27 protein-coding genes are annotated in these 24,978 nt (G+C 45.3%); 10 read left to right on the top strand and 17 right to left on the bottom strand.

The annotated features are described in order from the left end of the window. Positions 1-3 precede the first annotated feature (3 nt). From UCH003_RS01660 to UCH003_RS01610, 11 genes are all read right to left on the bottom strand, one after another. Complete coding sequence (locus UCH003_RS01660; protein ID WP_060825179.1) at positions 4-792, bottom strand: ABC transporter ATP-binding protein; 789 nt, start codon at positions 790-792, stop codon at positions 4-6. Then, positions 789-1,808 (bottom strand): FecCD family ABC transporter permease, encoded by a 1,020-nt coding sequence (locus UCH003_RS01655; RefSeq protein ID WP_060825178.1) that lies wholly within the window; start codon positions 1,806-1,808, stop codon positions 789-791. Before UCH003_RS01655 ends, UCH003_RS01660 begins: the two co-directional genes overlap by 4 nt. Then, positions 1,801-2,832 carry an LLM class flavin-dependent oxidoreductase gene (locus UCH003_RS01650; RefSeq protein WP_060825177.1) on the bottom strand — a complete coding sequence of 344 codons (1,032 nt, stop codon included), beginning with the start codon at positions 2,830-2,832 and terminating at the stop codon, positions 1,801-1,803. The genes UCH003_RS01655 and UCH003_RS01650 overlap by 8 nt, the downstream gene beginning before the upstream one ends. Positions 2,833-2,846: 14 nt before the next feature. After that, a complete protein-coding gene (locus UCH003_RS01645; protein WP_039673763.1) occupies positions 2,847-3,560 on the bottom strand; it encodes an energy transducer TonB in 714 nt (237 codons plus the stop codon). Continuing rightward, a complete protein-coding gene (locus UCH003_RS01640; protein ID WP_060825176.1) occupies positions 3,551-4,162 on the bottom strand; it encodes a class I SAM-dependent methyltransferase in 612 nt (203 codons plus the stop codon). Before UCH003_RS01640 ends, UCH003_RS01645 begins: the two co-directional genes overlap by 10 nt. A 73-nt stretch (positions 4,163-4,235) precedes the next feature. After that, a complete protein-coding gene (locus tag UCH003_RS01635) occupies positions 4,236-6,296 on the bottom strand; it encodes a TonB-dependent receptor plug domain-containing protein (RefSeq protein WP_060825175.1) in 2,061 nt (686 codons plus the stop codon). A gap of 1 nt (position 6,297) precedes the next feature. Further along, positions 6,298-7,338, bottom strand: coding sequence for an ABC transporter substrate-binding protein (locus tag UCH003_RS01630; RefSeq protein ID WP_060825174.1), 1,041 nt, complete (start codon positions 7,336-7,338; stop codon positions 6,298-6,300). 319 nt (positions 7,339-7,657) lie between these two features. Beyond that, positions 7,658-8,698 carry an ABC transporter substrate-binding protein gene (locus tag UCH003_RS01625; protein ID WP_060825173.1) on the bottom strand — a complete coding sequence of 347 codons (1,041 nt, stop codon included), beginning with the start codon at positions 8,696-8,698 and terminating at the stop codon, positions 7,658-7,660. Continuing rightward, positions 8,692-9,240 carry a hypothetical protein gene (locus UCH003_RS01620; RefSeq protein WP_060825172.1) on the bottom strand — a complete coding sequence of 183 codons (549 nt, stop codon included), beginning with the start codon at positions 9,238-9,240 and terminating at the stop codon, positions 8,692-8,694. The genes UCH003_RS01625 and UCH003_RS01620 overlap by 7 nt, the downstream gene beginning before the upstream one ends. A gap of 156 nt (positions 9,241-9,396) precedes the next feature. Further along, the gene (locus UCH003_RS01615) at positions 9,397-9,801 is read right to left on the bottom strand and encodes an ExbD/TolR family protein (protein WP_039673769.1); all 405 of its coding nucleotides are present in this window, start codon (positions 9,799-9,801) and stop codon (positions 9,397-9,399) included. After that, the gene (locus UCH003_RS01610) at positions 9,791-10,237 is read right to left on the bottom strand and encodes a MotA/TolQ/ExbB proton channel family protein (RefSeq protein ID WP_041963049.1); all 447 of its coding nucleotides are present in this window, start codon (positions 10,235-10,237) and stop codon (positions 9,791-9,793) included. Before UCH003_RS01610 ends, UCH003_RS01615 begins: the two co-directional genes overlap by 11 nt. A 264-nt stretch (positions 10,238-10,501) precedes the next feature. On the opposite strand from UCH003_RS01610, the gene UCH003_RS01605 reads away from it, so the two are divergent. The 6 genes from UCH003_RS01605 to UCH003_RS01580 all read left to right on the top strand — a co-directional run bounded on the left by UCH003_RS01605 (position 10,502) and on the right by UCH003_RS01580 (position 16,539). Continuing rightward, a complete protein-coding gene (locus UCH003_RS01605; RefSeq protein WP_060825171.1) occupies positions 10,502-11,275 on the top strand; it encodes a TOBE domain-containing protein in 774 nt (257 codons plus the stop codon). A gap of 191 nt (positions 11,276-11,466) precedes the next feature. After that, positions 11,467-12,042: a hypothetical protein gene (locus tag UCH003_RS01600; RefSeq protein WP_060825170.1), complete on the top strand. Its 576-nt coding sequence runs from the start codon at positions 11,467-11,469 to the stop codon at positions 12,040-12,042. 1 nt (position 12,043) lies between these two features. Next, a complete protein-coding gene (locus UCH003_RS01595; protein WP_060825169.1) occupies positions 12,044-13,066 on the top strand; it encodes an ABC transporter substrate-binding protein in 1,023 nt (340 codons plus the stop codon). A gap of 89 nt (positions 13,067-13,155) precedes the next feature. Next, positions 13,156-13,938 carry a class I SAM-dependent methyltransferase gene (locus UCH003_RS01590; protein ID WP_060825168.1) on the top strand — a complete coding sequence of 261 codons (783 nt, stop codon included), beginning with the start codon at positions 13,156-13,158 and terminating at the stop codon, positions 13,936-13,938. Between the two features lie 11 nt (positions 13,939-13,949). Beyond that, a complete protein-coding gene (locus UCH003_RS01585; RefSeq protein WP_060825167.1) occupies positions 13,950-15,728 on the top strand; it encodes a radical SAM protein in 1,779 nt (592 codons plus the stop codon). A 49-nt stretch (positions 15,729-15,777) separates the two neighbouring features. Next, a complete protein-coding gene (locus UCH003_RS01580; RefSeq protein WP_060825166.1) occupies positions 15,778-16,539 on the top strand; it encodes a methyltransferase domain-containing protein in 762 nt (253 codons plus the stop codon). A gap of 30 nt (positions 16,540-16,569) precedes the next feature. On the opposite strand, the gene UCH003_RS01575 is transcribed toward UCH003_RS01580, so the two are convergent. Next, complete coding sequence (locus tag UCH003_RS01575; RefSeq protein ID WP_060825165.1) at positions 16,570-16,779, bottom strand: TOBE domain-containing protein; 210 nt, start codon at positions 16,777-16,779, stop codon at positions 16,570-16,572. 205 nt (positions 16,780-16,984) lie between these two features. On the opposite strand from UCH003_RS01575, the gene UCH003_RS01570 reads away from it, so the two are divergent. The 4 genes from UCH003_RS01570 to UCH003_RS01555 are packed head-to-tail and all read left to right on the top strand — an operon-like array spanning position 16,985 to position 19,443. Continuing rightward, entirely contained in the window at positions 16,985-18,172 is a 1,188-nt protein-coding gene (locus UCH003_RS01570) for an AAA family ATPase (RefSeq protein WP_060825164.1), read from the top strand. After that, positions 18,169-18,729, top strand: coding sequence for a DUF4276 family protein (locus tag UCH003_RS01565; RefSeq protein WP_060825163.1), 561 nt, complete (start codon positions 18,169-18,171; stop codon positions 18,727-18,729). Before UCH003_RS01570 ends, UCH003_RS01565 begins: the two co-directional genes overlap by 4 nt. 16 nt (positions 18,730-18,745) lie before the next feature. Then, entirely contained in the window at positions 18,746-19,135 is a 390-nt protein-coding gene (gene crcB / locus UCH003_RS01560) for a fluoride efflux transporter CrcB (RefSeq protein ID WP_060825162.1), read from the top strand. Next, on the top strand, positions 19,132-19,443 hold the full coding sequence (locus UCH003_RS01555) for a DUF190 domain-containing protein (protein WP_060825161.1): 312 nt from the start codon (positions 19,132-19,134) through the stop codon (positions 19,441-19,443). The genes crcB and UCH003_RS01555 overlap by 4 nt, the downstream gene beginning before the upstream one ends. Before the next feature lie 62 nt (positions 19,444-19,505). On the opposite strand, the gene UCH003_RS01550 is transcribed toward UCH003_RS01555, so the two are convergent. From UCH003_RS01550 to UCH003_RS01525, 5 genes are all read right to left on the bottom strand, one after another. Then, positions 19,506-20,405 carry a formate dehydrogenase subunit gamma gene (locus UCH003_RS01550; protein WP_060825160.1) on the bottom strand — a complete coding sequence of 300 codons (900 nt, stop codon included), beginning with the start codon at positions 20,403-20,405 and terminating at the stop codon, positions 19,506-19,508. Beyond that, on the bottom strand, positions 20,402-21,034 hold the full coding sequence (gene fdh3B, locus UCH003_RS01545; RefSeq protein WP_041961705.1) for a formate dehydrogenase FDH3 subunit beta: 633 nt from the start codon (positions 21,032-21,034) through the stop codon (positions 20,402-20,404). The genes UCH003_RS01550 and fdh3B overlap by 4 nt, the downstream gene beginning before the upstream one ends. Before the next feature lie 9 nt (positions 21,035-21,043). Further along, a complete protein-coding gene (locus tag UCH003_RS01540) occupies positions 21,044-23,908 on the bottom strand; it encodes a formate dehydrogenase subunit alpha (protein ID WP_082709156.1) in 2,865 nt (954 codons plus the stop codon). Between the two features lie 14 nt (positions 23,909-23,922). After that, positions 23,923-24,126 (bottom strand): twin-arginine translocation signal domain-containing protein, encoded by a 204-nt coding sequence (locus UCH003_RS01530; protein ID WP_060825157.1) that lies wholly within the window; start codon positions 24,124-24,126, stop codon positions 23,923-23,925. 129 nt (positions 24,127-24,255) lie between these two features. Continuing rightward, the gene (locus UCH003_RS01525; protein ID WP_060825156.1) at positions 24,256-24,975 is read right to left on the bottom strand and encodes a TorD/DmsD family molecular chaperone; all 720 of its coding nucleotides are present in this window, start codon (positions 24,973-24,975) and stop codon (positions 24,256-24,258) included. Positions 24,976-24,978 lie beyond the last annotated feature (3 nt).

Genomic DNA, 24,978 nt, shown 5'->3' with positions numbered 1-24,978 from the left:
CCATTAGATACGTTGATTTAAAAAATTGGGCACACAAGCCTTATAACCGAAATGCGTCGTAAATAAAGTAATATTTGTTTGATACAACGTATTGATCAATTCTTCCGTTACCACGCTTTTCGTATCGCCGTTTGCAAGAATTTTTCCGTCTTTTAGAGCATACGTTTGCCCTTCTAACATCAAAGCATGCTCAGGAAAGTGTGTCGATTTTAAAAAGGTGTATCCCTCTTTACAAAGCGTTAAGATTGCCTCTAAAAGCCTAAGTTGATTGCCGTAATCAAGCCCCGAAATCGGCTCGTCCATGACTAAAATCTTTGCCCCTTGCGCTAAGGCTCTCGCGATCAACACCAACTGCTTTTCGCCGCCGCTTAAGGTTTGATAATTACGTTCCGCCAAATGAGCGATACCGAGCCGCTCCATCGCCGCATAACACACCTGCTTATCATGCTCGCTGCTCGCTTTTGCGAACCACGCCTCAAACGCGATACGTCCCATTAAGACGATTTGCAATGCGCTAAACGCGAAGACGATTTTCGTACTTTGGGGCACATACGCGATATGCTCTGCACGCTTTTTAATCGAATAATCGGCAAGGTTTTTTTCTTCTAAAATGACCTCGCCTTGATCGGGAGAAAGCAGTCCCAACAATATCTTCATCAAAGTGCTTTTCCCCGCACCGTTTGCGCCAAGCAACGAGACGATACTTCCCTTTGGAATGGAAACGGTTACACCGTCTAAAACTTTTTTTTGCTGATACGAAAAATGGATATTTCGCGCTTCGTAAAAACTCATGCGAACCCTTTTTTAGCATTTTTGAGTGCTAGCACGAAGATGGGAATCCCCACCAATGCGGTCACGATACCTACCGGAATTTCCACGCTTAAAACCGTTCGACACAAGGTGTCGACCCATAGTAAAAAAATTCCGCCCAAAAGCAGACACATCGGCAACATCACGCGGTTATCCGCACCGACCATAAAGCGTGCGATATGCGGAATGATCAGTCCTACCCAACCGATCATTCCCGCGACGACGACCGTAAGAGCACTCAAAAGCGTCGCCAGTAAAATCGCCGTATTGCGTACCAAGCTAACACGCACGCCCAACGCTTTGGCATCGTCGTCGCCGAGACTTAAGATATTGAGGTATTTGCCCATCAATGAAAGAACGATCATACTCAAAACCAGCGGAACGCTAACGTTTAAAAGCGTTTTCATATCGACGGCACTAAACGAACCCATCAACCAATAAACAATGGCAGGGAGTTTATTGTACGGATCCGCCATATACTTGACCAAAGAGAGTAGTGCCGAAAAAAGCGCACTGGAGATTACCCCGCCCAAGACCAGTAAAATCGTCGTCGGAGCATTTTTACCGTAAATACGCGCGATTAAAAGTGCACACATGACCGCAAGAAATCCGAAAGCAAACGAAAAAAGCTGAACGCCGATCCAACTATCCGAAATCATAATCCCCAATGCCGCACCAAAAGACGAGCCGGCCAACACGCCTAAAATTCCCGGAGAGACCAAAGGGTTGACGAACATGGCTTGAAACGCACCGCCCGAAACCGCCAACGCGGCTCCGACCAAAATAACCGCGACGATCCGCGGTAAGCGAATATCGAATAAGATGTTCGAAAGCAAGGTCGCATCACGAGGCATCGCCCCGATATCAAACCATTTCCAGCTCAAAAAATGCGCTAGCGTCGAAAAATCGATCTCGTAGCGTCCCATACACATAGAAGCAAAAAACGAGGCGATCAAAAGCACGAAAGCAATCGCAAACAAAAGAGACGTTTTAACCATGATGCGCCTTATCGACGAACGGACGTACAAGCCGCGTAAAATCGTGAAGCAAACGGGCGTTTTCGTTTTCATTCGTTCCCAAAAGCTTTAAAGCGACATGTACTTTCGGAAAACGTTTTTGAATCGTCAAACACGTATCGATGCAGCGTTGCGCATCGCCGATAATGCCGTTTTCAAAGAATTTCTGACCGTCGAAAAAGACGTTGCGTTCTTGAATCAACGCTTGATAGCGCGTTTGATCAAATTGCGGAGATTTGTTAAAAGACGATGCCGCGCGCATGGATTTGACGAAATGATCGATCGCCGGACGTGCTTTGGCAAAGGCTTCTTCATAGCTTTGTGCCACGTAAAACGTACGCAGTAAAACGATCTCGGGCTCATATCCGGCGATCGAAGCATAATAGCGACTCACGCGTTCGCACTCGTCCAAATCGACGCCCTGAGAGAGCATCAAACCCCAGCCTTTGCGTGCCGCAAACGCGATCGTCTCTTCCGAGGCAAACGTTGCGATATAGGTCGGAATGGAGCTTTGCAAGGTTTTCGGCTCGACGTCTACTTCCGTAAAATCAAAAAAGTCTCCGTGAAAACTAACGGGATGAGCACCGGTATTTAAGAGTGAATCTACCGCTTGCGCACACTCCAAAAGTTTAGGGCGTAGCTGTTCGGTCGTCGTATTGAAATGCTTGGAATCGGGCGCGAACGCACCTTTGGCGAGTCCCAAATTAAACCGTCCGCGACTTAAAATATCCAACATCGCCGCATCTTCGGCTAAGCGTATCGCATCGTAAAAAGGTGCTAAAAAGCCCGCACACCCTAAACGAATCGTTTGCGTCCTCGCACACGCGTTGGCAAGCAAAACCGTAGGAGAAGGACAGATACTAAAATCATTAAAATGATGCTCCCCGAACCAGACCTCTTCCAAGCCTTCTTTTTCGGCTTGCTCCACTAAACGCATCTGTGCATGAATCGCCTCGCATGCATCGGTTTCATACCGTTCAAACAGACAAAAAATTCCCCATTTCATACTTCATAATCCTTTTACGTACGTAATTTAAAAACGACGGGAACGCTAATAAAAAGCTCCTCTTGCGGAGGCTTTTCAAACGGCGATGCGTCAATGACGGCATTGAGGGCATTGGCGTCTAAAACCTTTTTCCCGCTAGAGTGCAACACTTTTAGCGTTCGCTTATCGACCGTACCGTCGGCTTGAATGCTAAATTGCACCGTCGTTTCGCCTTCGATACCCATCTTTTTTGCCATCATCGGGTATTGAAGATTGGCTTGGATCGCTTTTCGAACTTTTGCTAAATACCGTGACAAGGCATCTTCGTTGGCTTGAGACGCACGTGAGGCTTGAGAGGGTTGCTCTAAAGCGGATAGCGCCTGATGCGAAGAAGGCGGAGGCGGCGTTACCGTCTCTTCTACGATAGGAGAAGGCTCGGGAGAAGGAGCGGTTTTGGCAATAGGTTTTTGAGCAACGACGGGTTTTTTTTGAGGCTTTGGTTGTTCTTTGGGAACTTCGTTCGGAATTTTTGGCTGCTCAATCGGAGGTTGAGGCTCTTCGCGTTTAGGCGGTGCGGAAGGTTTTTCGTCGTCGATCAGGCTAATATGCACGATGTCGGCTTTCTCTTCCGCAGACTCAAACACTTTGGGCATCGCCGCCAAAGCATACACCAAACACGCATGCACAAGAACGGTTCCGAAAACGGCTATCGATGAAAATGTACGCTTTTTGGAGACACTTATTTCCACATCTGTATCCAAATACCGTCTTGTGCGCGATGAATCACGAAATTTTCAATGCCTTTACTTTTCAGCAACGCATCGTAATCGCGTTTCATCCCGTCCCCGTGCATTTTATCCATTGCTTCAAGATCGACTTCTTGACCTTCGGCAAGCATATTTTCGATAATTTGCGCTTTAATTTCGGGCGTTCCTTTGCCTCCGCCGACAAACGTCGTACCGCCTTTTTTCAAGATACGGTAAATCTCTTGCAATGCTAAAGCCGGATCTTCCCAAAAGGGCATCGAACCTCTGGAAATAATCAAATCCATCGTCTCGTCTTCTAAAGGAATCGCGTGAACGTCGCCCACAAGCGTCGCTCCGCGTTCTTCTAAACCGTCCTCGACCAGATGCAAAGCCGCTTTTTCCAAAGCCTCCGCATTGAGGTCGAAAAACGTGACATGTAGGTTGGTCATTTTTGCCAATTCCAGTCCCAAATAACCGCCGCACGCGCCGACGTCTAAACATTTGCCTTCGATCATCCGCGTTTGATCTTTAATTTTTTGCGCATAGTACGTGTACAAAGGTTTTTTAACCGTTCGCGATTGTCGATCGTAGTGTTCTACATCCATCTTTTGTCCTTACATGTAAAGCCCAAGCAAGCGTCAAACCCGCTTGAGCGTTTCGTATCCTTGTGCCAAAACGTTAATATTTCAGCGTGACGTCAAGACCGACGACACGACCGCGATCGTAGTAATACCCCGTCGTATAACGCGTCGCATACTTCTCGTCGGTAATGTTTCTAGCATAAAGCATTAACGTCGTCGTCGTATTTCCGGCGGTTTTAAAATCCCGCATGATATTGGCGTCAACCCGCGTAAAATCGCCTAAATTAACATCGTACGCCGTCCCCATCGCCGAGGTGGACGTATGCCATCCGCTCTCTTTTTGAAGCGATACGTTGGCACGGTATTTATCCCATTCTTGCGTTACTTGAAGCGTGTAAAGGTCTCTTGGATTCGAGCCGCCGATATTATTCGTCGTAACGCCGGTACTGCTAATCGAATCGTAATTCAAAAGACGCGTATAACTGGCTTTATAACTCGTACCCGTTGAAAAATATCCTTTTAACAAAAGCTCGATTCCGTCGCGATCCGTATCGGATTCCGTATAATAATAGTAGGTTTGACCGTTTTGGACGTACGTCGTGTTGCTGGCGATTTTTTCATTATCGATTTTCACTTTAAACCATGTAAACATAGGCGTAAACATCTTGTCGTAATTGGCTTCCAAACTGGTTTCGAAACGTTCTTGTTTTTCGGCATGTAACGTTCCCGTTTGTGCTTTGACGTCAAAATCGCCCATCGTTCCTTGATCGGCATTGAAATAGCGCGCACTTAAGGCATAAATCGACGTGATATTCCATTTGGCACCGAAGGCGTAGATTTTAGCCGGTGCCATATCTTCATCGTTGTTGGCACTGTTTTTCGAAGCACTCGTACTTGAATAATCAATATGTTTTTGATCTTCTCTATAACCGCCGTCTAAAATCAACGCCCCGTCAAAGAGTTTTTGTTCCGCCGATCCCGACCAACCTAGCACGTTTACTTTGAAGCGGTTATAGCTCGCACTATTGTTGGCTCCGAATCCCTCGTCGTCGGTCGATTGCACGCCTAACATCACGGTCGTATCGCCGTAACGGATATTGTGACGTAAACTAACACCCTCGGTCTCTTCCCAATACGGTTTAGCAACGCCCGTTGCCGTCGTTGCAAACGATTCATTGCTATACTCGGTGTGCTCGTAGCGCGTGGAGAAAAGCGATGCCAAAGTCGCGTGGTTTTCGTTCCATTGAACGGTCGCATCGCCGCTAACGATTTCCGTGGTAATCGGATCGTAATACCATTTTGAGTTATCTAATGCACCCGTCACGGTAACGCCGCGTTGCATTTCAAAACGCCCTTCGTCTTTGTATGCCATAATTTTACCGCTGAGTTTGCCGTAAGAAAATCCGGCGTTTGCCATTCTCGCATCGGCCGTTTGTCCGTCAAAATAGCGATCGGTACTATCGCGATGCATCCCCGAAACCAATCCGCCGACAAAAGCACTTCCTTCTTCGTTATCGATGCGCGTTCCCAAATAAAGACTCTCTTTATTTGCCGTAGGGAAACTCTCCGTTTTTTCCACGGAACCTTGTAAAATCGCTTCCGTTTTTTTCGGTTGTTTGGTTTTGATAATAATATAACCGACGTTAACGCCCGAGCCGGAATTAGAAGAGCCGATATTAATCGAAGGACCTAACGTCAAAGAAGAAGAACCGCGAACGATTTGAATCTCTTCGATCGCATTCATCGGTATTTTTTGAAGAATCTTATTGGCGGTGGAAGGTAAAATCGCCCCGTCGATAATATACGTCAGTGAACCGCCGCCGCGCACGTTAACAAAATAAGGACTTTTACGTCCGTGGTACGTGACGTCCACGCCCGTTGCTTTGCTCAAAAGATCGAACATATCTTTAGGTGCCAAATCCCGAATATCTTCTTGCGTAAAAATCTCAACGCCCGCTTGAGAACTACTTTCGACTTTATTGGGATTGACGATGCTATCGGGTTTGAGGTCTTCACGCACGACGCGCGGCGTACCTTCGGTATTTTCCGTCGTACTCACCGGATCTAACTGATAGACCGTATCGGCGGCAACGAGCGATAAAGGAAACAAACAGGACGCTACGACGAGCGAACCAAAACGCGGCTTAAAAACTGACATATTACTCCTTTTTCTTTGCCAAAGACTTTGGTGATAAGATGACGTTAAGAGAGGCATCGTCTAATGAGACGTGCATAAAATTGGCATAAAAACGTTTGGTTTCTTCTTGGATATCAATGGGATATTCATTCGGGTATAAAAGGTTGGCTAGCCATTGTAAGCCGATAAAACGCATAAAAGAGGGCGGTCGATCAAACCAGTTGAACGGCGTCGAAGGAATAAGATACACGCGACCTTCGCGCACCGCTCTCACCTCTTTCCATTGCGGATGATTTTGAACGCTGTTCCAAAAAATCTCTTCAGGGGTAATGATAACGTCCGGATCATAAAGAAGAATCTGCTCCAAAGTCACTTTCTCAAAGCCTTTATGGTTAGAAGTATGGCATTGATGGACGTTCACATCGCCCAATAATTTCAAAATCTGTACGTGAATCGAGTCGTCGCATTCGGTTGAAAGTCCATCCGTTCCTTCCGCATAATAGACTTTAGGCTTATACGTCGCTTTATCGACGGCCGTTTTAACGTCGTCTAAAACGGTTTGCATCAAAGTGGCAAGCTTTTCGCCTCGTTCACGCTTATCCAACACTTCACCCAAAAAGCGAAACACCTTCGGATAGGCATTCATATCTTCCGCAACGGCGTAAACGTAAGGAACACCGAGTTGCTCTAGCTTTTGATTCGTTTGCGACATAGGACTTACCGGTGAAGCCGACCACATTAAGATCAAATCGGGTTTTTGACTTAACATGCTTTCGATTGCCGAGGTTTGTCCTTGTCCGCTAATCGAGCCTAGAACGGGTAAATCTCTGGCAATCGGGTCTAAATACGGTTTGTTTTTATCTGCAATGCTCATCACCCAACCGCTCATCATCGAAGGAGCCATCGCATATAAAGCATAGCTTCCATAGGGAGAAGGGGCGTAGACTTTGTGGATCGTTTTATCGATTGTTACGTTCCTATCCGCCATATCCACGACACCGTACGCCGATACGCTCACACCCATACACGCTCCTATCATCCAAAGATATAATTTTGAGGCCATTCTTCCCTCTTTAGGTTTATTTTTTCAGACGCAACGCCCGCGCACCTTCGGTGCTTTTTGATCTTTATCACGCCTTTAGAGCTAAGCTCTAAACGCTACGCTAACGCTGAGTTCTCCAAGACGGAGTGCCCGCGCACCTTCGGTGCTTTTTGATCTTTATCACGCTTTTAAAGCTAAGCTCTAAAAGCTACGCTAACGCTGAGTTCTCTTCGGCAGAGTGCCCGCGCACCTTCGGTGCTTTTCTTTACGAAACAAAAGGTATATTTTTTTATATTACGTATGTGCATTCTTGACATGTAAGGCTCATATGCCGACATCTTTAATCCAAAATCGCTTGGCGTTGCGTTTGGTTTAGATCGATTCTTAAAAACAAGCGGTAAAACTCTTGCATACGCGTCTCAAACTCCGAGGCATTCGGTTCGTCGTATAAAACGTGCGTCAGCCATTGAAGCCCTAAAAGGCGCATAAACGAAGGCGGCCTATCGATCCAGTTGAACGGTTTTTTCGGAACCAAATAGACTCTTTTGTTTTGTACCGCCGCAACAAAACGCCATCTCGGATCGTTTTGAACATTTTGAACAAACTCTTTTTCCTGTGCGATAATGACGTCCGGATTGTACAAAATGACCTGTTCGAGCGTCACTTTCTCCATTCCTTTACCGCCGCTTGGTTGACACAAATGGGGATTGATACCGCCGGCGACTTTGATCGCTTCGTAATGTGAAGAGCTGTCGCATTCACTCGCCAAACCGTCCGTACCTTCGGCATAATAAACGACAGGGCGTTTCGAAACGCGACGTTCTACCAAGGCTCTTGTTTGGCGCGTCACCTCTTGGGCATAGAGTGCCAAAGGTTCCGTACGCTCTTTTTTATCCAGCAATTCACCTAAAAAACGATACGCTCGTGCGAGATCGTCGATACTTTCCAAATTGACGTTAATCGTCGCAATGTGACTGCTTTGGAATAAATATGCCGCAAGACCGCTGGAAGCGTCGGTATTCCACGAGATGATGGCGTCTGGGTGCAACGCCAAAAGCGTTTCGCGATTGATGCTATTGGCTCCGCCTTGCAAACCTCCGATCACCGGAAGCGACGTAAAACGAGGGTCAAGCATATTCGACGATTCGTTATTGCCTTTAGCGTGATCGAAATTTAAGCCCACGATCAACGAAGGATCGATCGTGTAGAGCATATACGTCGAAGGCGGCGACGAGGCGTAGAGTTTACTTATCGTATCGGGAACTTCGAGCGTCTGTCCGCTCATATCGACGATACTGCGCGCTAAAAGAAGTTCGCCCAAGCCGAAAAAAAGGATTAAAAAGCGAATCGAAAATCGATAAAAAGACATCGCCGTTACCATCCGTATTCTTTTTGCACGTCATGAAAAAAAAGCCGTTTTGCATACGTATTGGGAGCGGCGCGGTTAATCATACGCAGCGAAAACGTCTCGATCCACGTCCAAAACTGCTCCAAATACGCTTTAGGAAATGCTATCTCTTGAAGCGTTTGCGCATAATACCTCAGCCACACTTCGCGCGCATGGGCATCGATGGCAAAAGGTGAGTGGGTTTTGCACATCGAAGGCGCACCGTAGGCTTTTGTGTAAACGTTACCGCCGCCTAAAGCTTGAATAAAAAAATGCGCCGCTTTATGCACGCCTTCCATAAAAGCCTCTTCATCGATCGGATACATGTAAGCAATTTCGCTTTTTTGAAGTAGCCGATGATGATGAATCACCATACGAAGGAGATTCTCTTCGCCTACGGCTTTTAAAAAATTTTCTTCGGGCTTCACGATGGGCGGAAAACGCATATGCTCTTTGCTTGCGCTCCAACGTAATTTTTGAGAGGCATTGGAGCGTTTAACGTCTTGAATCAAAGCGTTTTCGAGGGACTGACACATAGCTATTTCCTTTCATTAGAGTTCTTTCAAAACTTTTGACACGTCTTTAAAGCAAAGCTCTAAAGACTACGTTAACACTGCGTTTTCTTCGGCGCAAAGCCCACGCACCTTGGTACTTTTTCTTCTTGCAAAATGAGTTTTGCAAGATGTCTAATTTTATCGGCGATCCGCGGTTTGAATCGCAAACGACGTAATACGGTATTTTTTACATGTATCGATAATTTTTACGACGTACTCAAAGGGCGTTTGCGCATCGGAACGAAGAATAATCGTACGATCAGTAGCATCCAATGCGGCAATCTTCGCTTCGAGCGCATCGGGCTCTATCGCGACGTCTTCGTAATAAAAAACGCCCTCTTTATCCAAAGAGATGACGATCGGTTTTTGTTCCTCTTTTTGTTTTTCGGCGCTGCTTGCCTGCGGGAGATTCAGAGGAATTTTGCCTTGCGTTACAAACGTTGCGGTGACCATAAAAATAACCAAGATCACTAGCACGATGTCGACAAAAGGCGTCATATTGATGTCGGCAATCTCGTTTTCGACCTCAAGGCTACTTGCCATGGCAGTACGCCTCATGTTTGATCATAATCGTTTTCGCACGTCGGATAAAGTAGTTGTAAGCCACCACGCAAGGAATCGCCACAAAAAGCCCCGTAGCCGTTGCGATCAAGGCTTCGGAAATACCTTGCATAATAGGTTGAACGTCAAAAGCGTGGTTATTTCCGATGACGTGAAATGCTTGAATAATGCCTAACACCGTACCGAAAAGCCCGATAAACGGGGCATTGTTTCCGAACGTCGCCAAAATTCCGAGCCTTGCGTCAAGGCTGAGTTTGAGCGTGTACGCATCCATCTCTTTATAATATTTTTCAATTTGCCAAAAAATCAACGCCCGCTCGATCATCACGCCCAAAGCGATGACGCTCATGGCGACTAAAACCCACAATACCGGATCGATTCCAAGTAACGCAAACGATAAAAACTTTTCACTTAACATTCCCAATTTTCCTTTCCAAAAAGCCTCTCTTCCGCTCTTTCGATATGTACTTATATTACATAACGAGCGAGCGAAAAAGAGCCGACAACAAGAAACAACCTTGCATTATAACGTAATATTTATCTAAATACAACGTCATTAATACTATTTTTTATACACTAAGTAGCATCATCTTGCTCAATAAATGACCACATTTCCCTTTTTGCTTCCCTTGTGCTATACTGTACCGATCATTTTGACTTACACCCGTAGAAGGAAATACCGATGTTAGAAGCCCGTCTTTGGATCAAAAAAAGCGATAAAAATTTTCTCGGTCGAGGACGTATCGAGTTATTGGAACGCATTAAACATCACGGCTCGATTCATGCCGCCGCAAAAGCGATGAAAATGAGCTATAAAGCCGCTTGGGATTCGGTTGATGCGATGAATAACCTCTCCGACGAGCCCTTAGTGCAAAAAACCAGCGGCGGCAAAGGCGGCGGCGGAACGCTTCTGACGGCAAAAGGCGAAGAAATTATTCAAGCGTTTCATACCTTAGAGCAAAAACACCGACAATTTTTAGACCTCTTCTCCGATAGCGAAGATTTGGGCACGATCGTTAAAGCCCTCAGTCGGCTCTCCTTAAAACTCAGCGCACGCAATCAACTCACGGGTATCGTTACCGACATCAAAGAAGACACGGTCAACGTTTTGCTCGAGATTACGATCAAAGACGCGGAAAAACTCTACGCTTCCATTACGCATAACAGTTACGCCGATTTGGGACTTTGCGTCGGTGATTCCATTATTGCGATTTTAAAAGCCAGTTCGGTTACCCTTTCTAAAACCAAACCGACCTCTACATGTGAAAATCTTTTGCACGGCAAAGTCGTACAAGTTTTAAGCGACGCTTCCGGTACGGAAGTCACGCTCGAATTACCGAGCTTAAGTACGATTACGGCAACAATTCCTCACGCAACATTCGACAGCTTAGGCATTAAAGTAGGCGATGAGGCCTATGCATTTTTCAAAGCATCTCAAATTATCGTCGGCGTTTAACGTTTTTACGTTATACGCCTTCTTGTTAGTACGTATCTTCATGTTGCATTATCGGTAAAATATTCTTTTTTAATCATTCCATAGCTTGCTTTCTCTCTTGTTTTCCGTTACCATTATACTTTTACAAATATATCGAAATCGTGCCGAAGGCTCTGTATTCAAAGCTCTACGACACTTCATAAGGAGAAAAAATGCCCGTGACGATTGACGGTGTCAACGTACAACTGTTTAGCGAATGCGATACCAAGGCTCCCTTTCCTAAAGCGGATGAAAAACCAAGACGCGGTCATCCCAAGATCGACGTCATTTACCCCGAAGTCTATTTTCCTTCCAATCACATCTTCTTAAGCTTAGGCGAAGAGGCGATTCGAAAGCTGGTTCAAGTCCATCACGACCTGATCCGCGAAAGCAAAATCGCATCGCTTTATCCTCAAGACGAGAATGAATTTCAAGCCGCCGCGCTTAAAATCGAAGATTTCTTCGTGCAAATGCTCGGAGGCGAAACCTTGTATACTTCAACGCAAGGTCATCCCAAGCTGCGCGAACGCCATTTTCCGTTTGAAATCACCGAAATCGGACGCGATATTTGGCTGATGTGTTTTCGCAAAGCGTTAAAAATAACCCGTTTTCCCAAAGAACTGCTTCCCGAAATTTGGGAATGGGTCGAGGCCTTGTCGATGCGACTCGTCAATCGCCGTACGACGATGGACGCTATGAAACGCTATCCGTTTGAGTCGATACGTTCTTATTTTGACGAAAGGAGCTAAGATGCGATACCTCTTAGCTTTATTAGCGTTGATAAGCTTCTTGTCGGCAAATGCCGATCGTACGTTTAGCGATATTAACGGCAAACCCGTGGTTTTACCCGAAAATATGACGCGCGTTTACGGTTCTGCGCCTCCGATTACGTTTATGCTATACGTCATCGACGACCGATCGCTCATCGGCGTTAATTTTCCTCAAACCAACCAAGACAACCAAAACGGCGATCGATTTTTAAGCGAACGCTTTATGAAACTTCCTATTTTAGGCGGTTGGCACGGAAATAATATCCCCAATCTCGAAGCCATCGTTGCGGCGCATCCTCAAGTGATTATCACGTGGGACACGCCTTTGCTTAACGAAAAAACGGCTAAAGATATAGAGCGCATTTCCATTCCCTCCCTTAAAGTCAACATCGACGATTCGACGCGCTATCCGGAAGTGTTTCGGATGTTAGGAAAAGTGCTTCAAAAAGAAGAACGCGCTAACGCGCTTGCCGATATGGCGCAAACGTACCTTGAAGAGCTTCAGCACTTCGTCCGCTCCGTTCCTTTGGCAGAACGCACGAAAGTCTATTACGCCGAGGGTGATTTAGGGCTTCAAACCGAATGCGACGTTTCGTTTCACTCCGAACCTTTAGCTTTAGCCGGCGGCAACTTGGTGCACAAATGCGTTCAAAACAGCGTCATCGGAATGCAAGAGGTCAGTTTTGAGCAAGTCTTGATTTACGATCCCGAAGTCATCATCGTGCAAAGCCCCGTCTTCTTCAAAACGGTGTTTACCGATCCCAAATGGCAAATGCTCAAAGCCGTTCAAAACAAGCGTGTCTATTTAGTACCGAAAACACCTTTTAACTGGACGGACAGACCGCCCTCTTTTATGCGCATTATCGGAGCACACTGGATTGCGAGCAAACTCTACCCGACGCGTTATCCTTACTCCATTCAGGAAAAAGTAAGAGCGTTTTATCGTCTCTTTTTTCAGGTAGAACTGCGGGACGAAGAGCTTAAAACCTATTTTAGTCTCTAAAAAAATCGTCCAATGATGAAAAAATAGCTTGAAGATAGAGGAAAATTTCGTTATAGTTTCAACAATATAGCGAAATTTAAGGACACGATATGGAATTCAATCACTCGTTTTGGGATACGATGGCGGAGCGTTATCCGCATTATGACGATCCTGCGATGCAAAAGGACGTGCAACGCGTTCTTGCATGGGCAAAAAGTCAAGGGCTCGATTTTAACGGCCGCTCTCTTTTGGACATCGGCTGCGGAACCGGTACGGTTTCGATCCCTTTAGCCCTTGAAAAGGCTCGCGTCACCGCGATTGACCTTTCACGCGGTATGTTAGATGCCCTCAAGAGCGATGCCGAAGCTCTCAAGCTTCGTGCCTATCTCACATCGTATCAAAGCGATTGGGAAAGTTTTCCGCTCACGCAAACCTTCGACATCGTTCTTGCTTCTATGACGCCTGCTATTTCCCAAGAAAGCCATATCGATAAAATGTTAAGCGCAACCCATGCGATGGGGCTTTATGTCGGTTGGGGACGCTACAAAACCAACGCTTTTCTCGAAGCGTTGATGCAAGCGCACGATGCCCCCGAAAAAATGTCGGGAGGCTGCATCAAAGTTGCCGATTTTATGCATTACCTCGACACGAAAGAGCTCACATATAGTTACGAATTTTTCACAACCGCATGGGAAGAGACCTACACGTACGACGAAGCTAAAACGTATGCCGCGGAGCAGCTTGCCCGAAAAAATCTCTCACCCGATGAGCGCAAAGTCGATGCGATTATTCGCGATTTTATGCACGAGGAAACGGTCAAAATCGAAACGCAAGCCGAAAAAGGGATGGTGTTGTTTTCCAAATACCCCTCTTCTTGCCCCAAACATATTTAAAAGGTCGCTTCATGGTCTGCTTTATTTGCGAAAGACGCTGTCATATGGAAGAAGGAAGTATCGGGGAATGCCATCGTTACGAATGCCGCGAGGGTGCGATTCACGAACGCTTTGCCCATACCTATCTGGTTACGGCACCTATTTCGGCGGAAACGATGCCGGTTTTGCACTTTCACCCGCGTGCCAAATTTTTACAAATCAGCACCACGGGTTGTAATTTCGATTGCGACGGTTGCATCTCCACGGTCGTCGCCAAAGAGATGGATACGGACTCCAAAGCTTTACATGTACTGAGCCCTGAACAAATCGTTCAAAAAGCGCAAAGCCTTAACTGCACGGGCATCGCGTTTTTGATGAACGACCCGTTGGCATCGTTTTTCACGTTTTTGGAAGTTTGCAAACTCGCCAAACAAGCAGGACTCGTGACGGGCTGTTCGAGTAACGGCTATTTTACGTTGAAGACGCTTGACATGTTAATCCCTTACCTTGATTTTATCAACATCGGGCTCAAAGGGCTAAGCAACGCAATCTACCGTAGCTGTCACGCAAATAGCTATAAACCGGTACTGCGCAATATCGAATATCTGGTGCAAAAAGGCGTTCACGTCGAAGTTGCGTGCATTCACAAAAAAGGCAATGAAAGCGAAGTCGTCGCCATTGCCGAGCACTTGGCAACGCTTTCGAAAAGCATACCGTTGCAATTAATGCGCTTTATTCCGATCGACGATGCCGCACTTGAGGACGAACCCTCCATTCAAGAATCGGAAACGCTTTATCAAACGCTCAAAAGCCGTTTAGATTACGTTTATTTGTTTAACTCCCCCGGAAGCGAATGTATTCATACCTATTGCCCTGCCTGCGGTGCGCTTGTCTTCGAACGCGATTTTTACGGACCGATGGGATCCAAGCTACGACGCATCCACCATTTTAAAGACGGTCGATGCACGAAATGCGCTCACACGCTTGCGATTACGGGTGCTCCTTCTCAAAACGTTTTCGACGAAGAGGGCTTTGAAGGCGGCTATCCGATGACGCGTGCACTAGAGATCGTCGAGGGAACGCTGGTCGCGCTCGGCGTCGACAATCAACACGACGTGACACGCTGTTGGGAAGAACTTTTAGCGGATAACGGCCTTAAAAAGCTTCATGTCGATATTCAAAATTTCGACGATTATGCCGCTACGATTCTTTTTTTAGCGCGTATCGTCGGAAAAGAAGAAAATGCCGATGCGTTGATCGCTTACATGCGCAACAAAATCGATACGATCGTCGATGCCCTCAAAGAAGTCACGCAACGCCCTCGCGTTTACTACGTGATGGGTAAACCTCTGTTTGCACTCGAAGATACGCGCCTAGAAAACCAACTGGTCGAATTGGTAGGAGGTATGAGCCTCAATAAAACGTTGGTTTTAGACGGTCGTCCGGGACGCAAAATTACGCGCGAAGAGCTACTTAAACTCAATCCGGACGTCATTTTTATCTCTTCGTTTTTAGACTCTCCTTTAGAAGCGTTTTACGACGCCTGTCGCGAAGAGCAAATCGACGTCGAAGCAATCAAGCAACATCGCGTGTATACGCACCCTTATCCCTGTTTCGATTTTGGAAGCCCGCGGTGGATTTTGGGGTTGATGTATATCGCCGATATGCTCCATCCCGAGATTTTTCATTTCGATATTCATCACGAAGCGACGCTTTTTTACAAACAATTTTATCGCCAAACGTTTGAAGCATCGATGCTCAACCGTTCGTTTGCAAAACCCAGTCGCGCTCATCGTTTAAATCGACTATAATAAGCGTTACGAAAAGGGCGTGAGTGCCCATCAAAAAAAACGGAGTTTCATGGAAGAGAAAAATGCTGTTTGGGAAGCGATGGCAAAACGCTATCCGCGTTTTTACGACGATTCTATGCGTAAAGACGTCCAATTTATTTTAAACTGGTGTGAGGATAAAGGGGTTTGCTTTGAAAATAAAAGCATTTTAGACATCGGATCGGGAACGGGAACGATCGCCATTCCTTTAGCACTTAAAGGAGCGCGCGTGACTGCCGTAGACGTCTCTAGCGGTATGTTAAAAGCTTTACGCGAAGACGCACATGCACACGGCGTTCACGAAGCGATTCAAACGCATCAAAGCGATTGGGAAGCGTTCGCGGACGAAAATACCTACGACATCGTTTTAGCCTCGATGACGCCTGCGATCAACTCGGAAGAAAAAATAGAAAAGATGATGGCATCTTCCGATACGATGGGTATTTACGTCGGTTGGGGCTCTTACCGAACCAACCTTTTCGTCGATGCACTCATGCAAGCGCACGGTATCGAAGACGACTGTAGCTCTAACGGGTGTTTTAAAACCCGCCAGTTTATGGATCGTTTAGAACAAAAATCGATGCGTTATCACCACACGTTCTTTGAGACCTCATGGACGGAAATTTATACGCCGGAAGAGGCAAAAAAGTATGCGTACGAGCAACTCCAAAGGCGCGAAATTACGCCGCAAGAAAGTGTGATCAAACGTTTATTGGCAGCCAATAGCAGCGATCAAGACAAAGTGCATATTACGACCAAAGCGGAAAAAGGCATCGTCGTATGGTATAAGTGACGAAGATGCCTACGCATCTTCGCCGACTTTTTACTCTTTGATCAAAAGGACGTTTACCGCTTTAACAACGACTTTAACTTTGTCGCCCTCTTTGAGCCCCATCTCTTCAATAGACTCCATCGTCATAACCGAGCTCATTTTACCGGCTAAAATGTCGCCCACATCGACTTGGCACATCACTTCGCCTTTTTTGATCTTTTTGACCGTTGCAACAATCTCGTTTCGTGCACCGTATTTCATTGGAAACTCCTTGGGTTAATGTATGAAAATCCTACTCCAAAGCCTTATAACCTGTCAATTCCAAACGCTTTACATGTAAAGATTATTTTGGCTCTTCTCTTTGAAGAATTATTGTGGTAACATTATTAATCAACCATAAGACCCATTATAGCTCTTTGCATATGCTGCTCTCAATGATCTATGTATGCTCAATAAAGGAAAATAAATGAAAATAGAATATTTAAGACTTAAAAATTTTAAAGCATTTCAAGATGTAGAAATGAGAGATATTCCAAATTTTTGTATTCTAGTTGGTGCTAATGGAACGGGAAAAACTACCTTATTCAATGTATTTGGCTTTTTGAGAGATGCTTTTACGACAAATATTCACACTGCCCTGACGAAACAAGGCGGTAGTAAGGGGATTTCCGAGATGAGATCTAGAGGGCAAAAAAAAGATATTGAAATTGAGCTCAAATTTCGCGTTACACCAAATTCCCCTTTAGCAACATATTTGCTGATTATTGGTGAAAAAGATGGCTTGCCAATCGTTAAAAGAGAAGTTTTAAAATACCGCCGAAAAAGCAGAGGTAAACCGTGGAACTTTTTGGATTTTTCCGAAGGAAAAGGTTATGCCGTTACCAATGAACTTGACCAAATTACCGATGAATCTGAACTACGTAGAGATGAACAAACACTCAAATCACCTGATATTTTGGCAGTTAAAGGTCTTGCTCAATTTGAAAAATTTCCTGTTGTAAAAGCATTAGGTGAGCTAATTGAAAATTGGCATATTTCAGATTTTCATATTAGTAAAGCGAGACCCGAACAAGAGGCTGGCTACGCAGAGCACCTTTCAACAGAAGGTGGAAATCTTTCTTTAGTAACACAATACCTCTACCAAAGACACAAAGATATTTTCGATTTAATTCTTTCAAAATTAGCCCATCGCATCCCTGGTATATCAAATATCGATGCAAAAACAACGGAAGAAGGTCGTGTCCTTTTACGATTTCAAGATGGTTCATTTGAAGATCCTTTTTTGGCGCGTTATGTTTCTGATGGGACTATTAAAATGTTAGCTTATCTTATCTTACTTCATGATCCAAGACCACATCCTCTTTTGTGTGTCGAAGAACCGGAAAATCAACTTTATCCTAAACTACTTGCTGAACTTGCTGAAGAATTTAGAGCCTATGCTAATCGCGGTGGGCAGGTTTTTGTATCAACACATTCCCCCGATTTTCTCAATTCTGCAAAGCTAGAAGAAGTCTTTTGGCTAGTGAAAGAAAAGGGTTATACAAAGATTAAACGCGCTGCTGAAAATGAACAAATTAGCGAATATATAAAACTGGGGGATCAACTTGGTTATCTGTGGAAAGAAGGTTTTTTTGAGGGAGTTGATCCACAATGACTTTGGTTTTTCTACTCGAAGAGCAATCTGCAAAAGAGATGATTCAAGGTATTTTACCACGGCTTTTACCCTCTGAAATTCATACGAAATTTATCATTTTTGAAGGAAAAAGTGATCTTGAAAAGCGTCTACAACTTAAAATAAAAGGATGGCAAACACCTGATTCATATTTTGTTGTTTTGCGAGACCAAGATTCTGGTGATTGTGAAGTCATTAAACAAAACTTGGTTGCAAAATGCAAAAATGCTGGCAGAGAAGACACTCTTGTGAGAATAGCTTGTCATGAGCTTGAAAGTTGGTATTTAGGTGATTTAGGGGCTGTTGAAAAAGGTCTAAAAATCAAATTACAACAATCGCAAACAAGCACTAAATTTCGCAATCCAGACCTATTGGCAAATGCAGCTGAGGAACTTGAAAAAATTACAAAAAAGCTTTATCAAAAAGTTGGAGGATCAAGAGACATTGCTCCACATTTGAATATAGCTGCTAATACTTCGATAAGCTTTAATATGTTTATTAGAGGTATTCAAACGCTTGTTGAAAAATATCGCTCTTAAGATAAGGTCATTTAAAATGTTTTACACTGTTTTGGCTATTTTTTCGGGTGCGGGTTTCGGTGCGCTTTTACGTTGGTTTTTAGGCACAAAGCTCAATAGTCTCACGCCGTCTATTCCACTCGGAACGCTGGGAGCCAATTTACTCGGCGGTTATCTCATAGGTTTTTTTATCGCTTTTTTTGCGTCCAATACGGCACTTGCTCCCGAATGGCGGCTTTTTATTATCACGGGATTTTTAGGGGGACTCACGACGTTTAGTACCTTCAGTGCCGAGATCGTCACGCTCATTCAATCGGGACGTTTAGGCATAAGCCTTTTTGCAATTTTCTTACATGTCATGGGTTCGATCGCTATGACGCTTCTAGGCATTGCCAGCTATACTTTAATACACAAAGGAAGTTTATGAAAGGATTTCAGCTCGTATTTTCAACCCTACAAAGTCGCAAACACCCTAACGGAGAACCGATTAGCCGCTGGTTGATGAAAACCGCGGAAGCATTGGAGATTAAAGGTGTGACGCTTTTAAATGCCGCGCAAGGTATCGGACGCGACGGAAAACTACACTCGTCTTCTTTTTTTGAACTGGCCGATGAGCCCGTGGAAGTGATTATGAATGTAGACGAAGCAGAGTGTGAAAAACTTTTTGCACTTTTAAGTGAAGAAAATTTGGGGATCTTTTACACCAAAACCGCCATTGAATTTGGAACAATTTAAATCAAAGAACGAAGAAAAAAATCGCTTCGTTCTTTGACATGTAAGCCTACATGTAAGGCTAATTAAACCTTGCCCTCTTCTTTGAGCTTCTTGTACCAAGAGCTGTGAAGGATGGCGACTTCCTCTTCTTCTTTATAACCCGTGATCATCGAATGAATCGCACCTTTGATGGCAATCGCCGCCATATAGACATGCACCATAAAGAACGTAGCGACGACCATACCTAAGATATTGTGAACGATCGCACTGAGACGTAGCAGGTCGATTTGGCTCATACCCAACATCGTAGCAACCGGTGAGAGATCCTTGTTTAAAAAGAACATCAACGCTCCGGTAATAATCATCACGATACCGCCTGGCATCGCGATCCAAAACCATGCTTTTTGTCCGGCGTTAAACTTACCTGCGGGGACGGGTTTTTTCTCTTTGGAGAGGTAACCGCCCACGATCATCATCCATTTTACGTCGTCGTTATTAGGGAACATATCCCTAATCCAAGCAATAATCATCGGAAGAACCGTAATCGCAAACACGGGTGTTGCCAAACCGTGTAAGTTCTTACAAATCCTCACAAACATACCGCCGCCGAAAAAATCTCCGAATGCCATAACAAAGCCCGTAGGCACGATGACTAAAAACGAAAGGGCCGCAAGATTGTGCATGACGCGCATCAAAACGCTAAACGCAAAAACCTTCTTTCCGTGATGCGAAAACACTTTAGGTCCGATCAGTAAATAGTGAATGCCTCCCGCAACGGGAACCAGAAACAGTGCGATCAAAAAGCCTTTCCAGAACCATTCGCGTTGAAGAAGCGTAAACACTTCTCCAAACGCATGGTAATTGGGAATCGCATTGAGCATCGCCGTTCCGTACAACGGACTATCGAATTGACTCACGCTAATGGCATAAAGAGACGACATACTTAGCAGTGTGCTTAAAAGTACTATCCATCGTTTCTTCATTGCGTTAGCCCCTTTCTACCTTGTTTGTTATACGCCATATTCCAAATATACGAGTTGTTCGCCTCTTTGCTTTGACCGCGAGCGAGCACACGGGTACGGTAAAGCTCGGACACTTTCTCGGAAGTTCCGATGAGAAGCGCATTGGTCGAACACATTGCCGCACATACGGGTACTTTACCTTCCGAGATACGGTTTTGACCGTAACGTTCTCGCTCGTGTTCGGAGTTGGTCTCTAATGGACCGCCGGCACACATCGTACATTTGTCCATCGCCCCTTTGGCGCCGAAAACGCCATCACGCGGGAACTGCGGAGCACCGAACGGGCATGCGTACAAGCAGTATCCGCATCCGATACATTTTTCTTTATCGTGAAGCACGATACCGTCGGCTCGGATATAAAAACAATCCACCGGACAGACTTGCGAGCACGGTGCGTCGGCACAATGCATACACGCAATCGAGATCGACGTCTCTTGACCTTCGACGCCGTCGCCCAGCGTCACGACTTTACGGCGGGCAATGCCCACGGGTAATTCGTGAGCATTTTGGCACGCAACCACACATGCAAAACATTCGATACAGCGATCCGTATCGCAATAGAATTTTAATCGGCTATTGGTATTTTCCATGGTGTCTCCTTACGCTTTTTCCACACGGCATAGACCCGCGTTGAACTCTGAGATTTGGGTAATCGGGTCAAAGCCGTAGTTAACGATCGTATTGGAACTTTCACCGATCGTATACGGACGTGCGCCTTCAGGATAATTTGCACTCAAATCGACCCCTTGCATAATACCCGCAAAGTTGTACGGCATACAAATACGATCCGGCGTTACGCTACGGTTGTAGTGAACCCGTACCTTAATCTTCGTACCCTGAGGCGCGTGAATCCACATCATTCCCTTATCTTCGATGCCATATTTGGAAGCAAGATCTGGGTGAATATTGGCAAACATCTCCGGCGTAATGCTTGAGAGGTATTTACTCGTTCGCTCTAACATACCAGCCCCTGAGAGGTTGACTAAGCGCATAGACGTTAGGATCGTCGGGAACTCTTTGGACCAGTCTTGTTTGGTTTGCTCAGAGATGTAACGTGTTGCAACCCTAAAGTTATTGGCTTGATCCGGTAGTGCCGGATATTTTTGTACCAAATCCCAACGTGGAGAGTGAATAGGCTCTCTATGAACCGGTACGGGATCTGGGAATTCCCAAACAATCGTACGTGCCCTTGCATTTCCGTAGACGCAAACGCCATACTCTCGAGCGTATTTTTGAATAATACCGCTAAAGTCCATCGCCCAACTTGGTCCCATTTGCGCTTTTTCTTCTTCACTAAGCGTAATACCGAGCACTTTTTCGATATTGGCTTTGGTAAGTTGTGGGTAACCGCCTTGGATTTTTTGTCCCGGAAGCGTCACGGTTTCATCGGCAAGTAAATTATCACCGTTATGCTCAACACCGAAACGATTTCGAAAGCCCAAGCCGCCTTCATTGACCGGTTTAGAGGCATCGTAAAGGATCGGCGAACCCGGATGTTTTTCATCCCAGCACGGCCACGGAAGTCCGTAATATTCGCCTTCCATTTCGCCGCGACCTTTGAGCGTCAACGGATCGAAGAGATGCCAGTTTTCTTGATGTTTGCGCAGACGCTCGGGCGTCCAACCGGAAAGTCCGATACTTTTAACCGTACGAGCAATCTCACGTACCGCATCGTCCGGCCATACAAAATCGTTTTTATACTGAACGACGTTACCGTTTTCGGCACGCATTTTCATACCCTTGACGTACTCATCGTAAAATCCGAATTTTTTCGCAAACTCGAACATCACTTCATGATCGGCTTTGCTTTCATACAGCGGCTTAACGACTTGGGAACGCCATTGGGCGGAACGATTGGTAGCAGAAAGCGTTCCTTCGCACTCAAATTGCGTTGCAACCGGCAAGATATAGATACCGTCTTTTCGATCGGTAATAATTGCCGCTTCATTCACAAACGGTTCGGCTACGATTAACATGTCAAGCTTATCGATGGCTTCTTTGATTTTCACCTGCTGAGACATCGAGGTAATTCCCGTTCCTTGTACCCAAAGCACGCGAATCGGAGCGGAAGAGGTCGTTTTTTCTTCTTGTAAAACACCTTGCCACCACTTCGCAAGTGAGAAACCTTTGGCGTGCATCCATTTACGCTCACCCTTATCGTCAAGATCAGGGTGGAAACGGTTTTGCATAGACTCGAAGCTAACACCCCATGTTTTACAATAGTACTGCCATGCGGCTTTATCCAAACCGTAGTACCCCGGTAAACTGTCAGAGAGGTTTGCCATATCGGTAGCACCTTGAACGTTATCGTGACCGCGGATAATATTACATCCGCCTCCCGGACGTGCCGCATTACCAGTAACAAGTGAAAGAATTGGAAGGATACGCGTATTGGAGCTTCCTACAGAGTGTTGCGTAATACCGAGTGACCATGCAATGCTTGCGGGTTTGGTTTTAGCGTAAAGTTCTGCAACCTGTTGGATTAGCTCAATAGAAGCACCGGTAACATTGGAGGTCTCTTCAGGCGTCCATTTAGCAGCTTCGGCTCTGATTTGATCCATCGCATAAGTTCTATGCTCGATAAAATCTTTATCTTCCCAACCGTTTTTAAAGATTACATGTAAAAGTCCATAGGCAAACGCAATGTCAGTACCAGGACGAATACGCACGTAAATATCCGCTTTAGCAGCACTTCTTGTAAAGATAGGATCGACGACGATCAACTTCGCGCCTCTATCTTTGGCTTGTAGGAAATGTTTAAATCCGATTGGATTGGCAACGGCAGAGTTGGCTCCGACCATCATAATTAACTTAGAATTCTCAACAACATCACCAAAGTGATTTGTCATAGCACCATAACCCCATGTATTTGCCGCACCGGCAACAGAAGCGCTATGTCAGATTCTAGCTACGTGATCGATATTATTTGTGCCCCAAAACGCGGCAAATTTTCTAAAGTAATACGATTGTTGGTTGTTAAATTTAGCCGAACCCAACATCATCAATGTGTCAGGACCGTTCTCTTCTCTAATTTTTAACATTTTAGAAGAGATCTCATTTAACGCTTGTTCCCACGTTAAACGTTTCCATTGTCCATTCTCTTTTTTCATCGGGTACTTGATACGTTGTTTGGACTTGGTCAAATCGATTTGATCCGTACCCTTACAACAGTGGCTTCCCTCGCTGATCGGGTGGTCGTGTGCGGGTTCTTGTCTTACCCATACGCCGTTATGCACTTCGGCTTTGATGCCGCAACCTGCCGAACAGATCGAGCAGATCGTTTTAACCGTTTTTGAGCCTGGGAACGGGTTTTTAACCTCTTCCGCACTCGCCTCTCTGATCGCATCTTCTTTGGCTAGAAGATTTCCCGCTCCAAAACTAGCACTTCCCAGAGCCGCCATTTTTAAAAATGAGCGTCTTCCGATTTTGCTAGAGGAGAGTATGGGGTTTTCTGTTTTACTCATCTCATCTCCCGTGATTAATAGGATCTCTTATAGTAGAGCTTCCATGCATCCGTCTCTTTATACAAAATCTCTTTTTTCGGAGATTTCCCATAAACGACACCGTTTGCGCCTTTGGCACTCTCTTTCGAGCTTGCCAAAACGCCGCTTGCACCGGCAGTTGCTACCACTGCCGTCGTCCCGAGGGCTTTTTTTAGAAAGTCCCTTCTGTTCTCGTGCATCTTCTCAGACCTCCTGTTTAGGAATAGGTTTTCGTATCGACTCTTAAAAAGAGTTTTCAAAACAAGCACGCGCGTGCTTTGGAAACCCCTATGAATATGCGATTTTGGCATATTCATAGCGCGTAAAAATCACAAGACGATTTCGTCCAAGTTACGTCTTACCCTTTGTGTTAAAGGTTTTCTGTCTTTTTGAATGACCGCACTTGCCCTCTCTTCGCTGGCGATTTTATGCGAAGCTTCGATATGTAAGAACAAGCGTTCAAAAGCAATAAATGTTTTTAAAACGATCGCCGTATTTTGATAGAAAAAGCTTTTTTCGTGTTGAAATAACAAGGCGGTAAACTCGTCGATAAAATCGTTGATGATTTCGGCAAAAACCTCTTTCGCCAATGTTAAGCTCTCTTCATCGCCCGCAACACCCGCTTCGATCAAACGGCTCATCAACTGAAATAAGAAAAGCACTTGATCTTCCGAATCGTTGCATACCGAATCGTTTTTACGAAATTTGGAACGAAAGACCAAACCTGCCGCTTTGACCCTTTTTTGGCCATCATCACGCCCTTCGTCGTAATACGATGCACTTATCGGAATGAACGAGCTTTCAGGAGAGACGAACACCTCGTCGTATTCTTGTTTGAGCGCTTCGCAACCCCCTTTGGCACGTAAAGACGAATCGATTGAACGAAACGCCGCATCGGAGTCTTCATCGAGTGGATTGGCGATAAAAATCTTCAATAAATCTGCTAGATTCGCATATTTGTCTGCCTGAGCATTGAAACTTAATATTTTTGCAAAAAACGTGTAATACAACGCTCTTGCTTGATGGATGGATTGATCATTGGTTTGCATCGT

Origin of the sequence: Sulfurospirillum cavolei, from assembly GCF_001548055.1 — a bacterium.
Lineage (GTDB): Bacteria > Campylobacterota > Campylobacteria > Campylobacterales > Sulfurospirillaceae > Sulfurospirillum.
The sequence above is the reverse complement of the archived record's forward strand: the minus strand, read 5'-3'. Positions and strand labels throughout refer to the sequence as shown.

What these genes read in the sequence shown, in the direction of transcription:
- UCH003_RS01530 (WP_060825157.1), bottom strand. Translation starts at nt 24,126, where the DNA reads ATGCACGAGAACAGAAGGGACTTTCTAAAAAAAGCCCTCGGGACGACG.
- UCH003_RS01600 (WP_060825170.1), top strand. Translation starts at nt 11,467, where the DNA reads ATGCCCGTGACGATTGACGGTGTCAACGTACAACTGTTTAGCGAATGC.
- UCH003_RS01550 (WP_060825160.1), bottom strand. Translation starts at nt 20,405, where the DNA reads ATGAAGAAACGATGGATAGTACTTTTAAGCACACTGCTAAGTATGTCG.
- UCH003_RS01650 (WP_060825177.1), bottom strand. Translation starts at nt 2,832, where the DNA reads ATGAAATGGGGAATTTTTTGTCTGTTTGAACGGTATGAAACCGATGCA.
- fdh3B (WP_041961705.1), bottom strand. Translation starts at nt 21,034, where the DNA reads ATGGAAAATACCAATAGCCGATTAAAATTCTATTGCGATACGGATCGC.
- UCH003_RS01570 (WP_060825164.1), top strand. Translation starts at nt 16,985, where the DNA reads ATGAAAATAGAATATTTAAGACTTAAAAATTTTAAAGCATTTCAAGAT.
- UCH003_RS01565 (WP_060825163.1), top strand. Translation starts at nt 18,169, where the DNA reads ATGACTTTGGTTTTTCTACTCGAAGAGCAATCTGCAAAAGAGATGATT.
- UCH003_RS01635 (WP_060825175.1), bottom strand. Translation starts at nt 6,296, where the DNA reads ATGTCAGTTTTTAAGCCGCGTTTTGGTTCGCTCGTCGTAGCGTCCTGT.
- UCH003_RS01590 (WP_060825168.1), top strand. Translation starts at nt 13,156, where the DNA reads ATGGAATTCAATCACTCGTTTTGGGATACGATGGCGGAGCGTTATCCG.
- UCH003_RS01585 (WP_060825167.1), top strand. Translation starts at nt 13,950, where the DNA reads ATGGTCTGCTTTATTTGCGAAAGACGCTGTCATATGGAAGAAGGAAGT.
- UCH003_RS01605 (WP_060825171.1), top strand. Translation starts at nt 10,502, where the DNA reads ATGTTAGAAGCCCGTCTTTGGATCAAAAAAAGCGATAAAAATTTTCTC.
- UCH003_RS01660 (WP_060825179.1), bottom strand. Translation starts at nt 792, where the DNA reads ATGAGTTTTTACGAAGCGCGAAATATCCATTTTTCGTATCAGCAAAAA.
- UCH003_RS01610 (WP_041963049.1), bottom strand. Translation starts at nt 10,237, where the DNA reads ATGTTAAGTGAAAAGTTTTTATCGTTTGCGTTACTTGGAATCGATCCG.
- UCH003_RS01620 (WP_060825172.1), bottom strand. Translation starts at nt 9,240, where the DNA reads ATGTGTCAGTCCCTCGAAAACGCTTTGATTCAAGACGTTAAACGCTCC.
- UCH003_RS01630 (WP_060825174.1), bottom strand. Translation starts at nt 7,338, where the DNA reads ATGGCCTCAAAATTATATCTTTGGATGATAGGAGCGTGTATGGGTGTG.
- UCH003_RS01655 (WP_060825178.1), bottom strand. Translation starts at nt 1,808, where the DNA reads ATGGTTAAAACGTCTCTTTTGTTTGCGATTGCTTTCGTGCTTTTGATC.
- UCH003_RS01615 (WP_039673769.1), bottom strand. Translation starts at nt 9,801, where the DNA reads ATGGCAAGTAGCCTTGAGGTCGAAAACGAGATTGCCGACATCAATATG.
- UCH003_RS01595 (WP_060825169.1), top strand. Translation starts at nt 12,044, where the DNA reads ATGCGATACCTCTTAGCTTTATTAGCGTTGATAAGCTTCTTGTCGGCA.
- UCH003_RS01580 (WP_060825166.1), top strand. Translation starts at nt 15,778, where the DNA reads ATGGAAGAGAAAAATGCTGTTTGGGAAGCGATGGCAAAACGCTATCCG.
- UCH003_RS01640 (WP_060825176.1), bottom strand. Translation starts at nt 4,162, where the DNA reads ATGGATGTAGAACACTACGATCGACAATCGCGAACGGTTAAAAAACCT.
- UCH003_RS01555 (WP_060825161.1), top strand. Translation starts at nt 19,132, where the DNA reads ATGAAAGGATTTCAGCTCGTATTTTCAACCCTACAAAGTCGCAAACAC.
- UCH003_RS01525 (WP_060825156.1), bottom strand. Translation starts at nt 24,975, where the DNA reads ATGCAAACCAATGATCAATCCATCCATCAAGCAAGAGCGTTGTATTAC.
- UCH003_RS01625 (WP_060825173.1), bottom strand. Translation starts at nt 8,698, where the DNA reads ATGGTAACGGCGATGTCTTTTTATCGATTTTCGATTCGCTTTTTAATC.
- UCH003_RS01575 (WP_060825165.1), bottom strand. Translation starts at nt 16,779, where the DNA reads ATGAAATACGGTGCACGAAACGAGATTGTTGCAACGGTCAAAAAGATC.
- crcB (WP_060825162.1), top strand. Translation starts at nt 18,746, where the DNA reads ATGTTTTACACTGTTTTGGCTATTTTTTCGGGTGCGGGTTTCGGTGCG.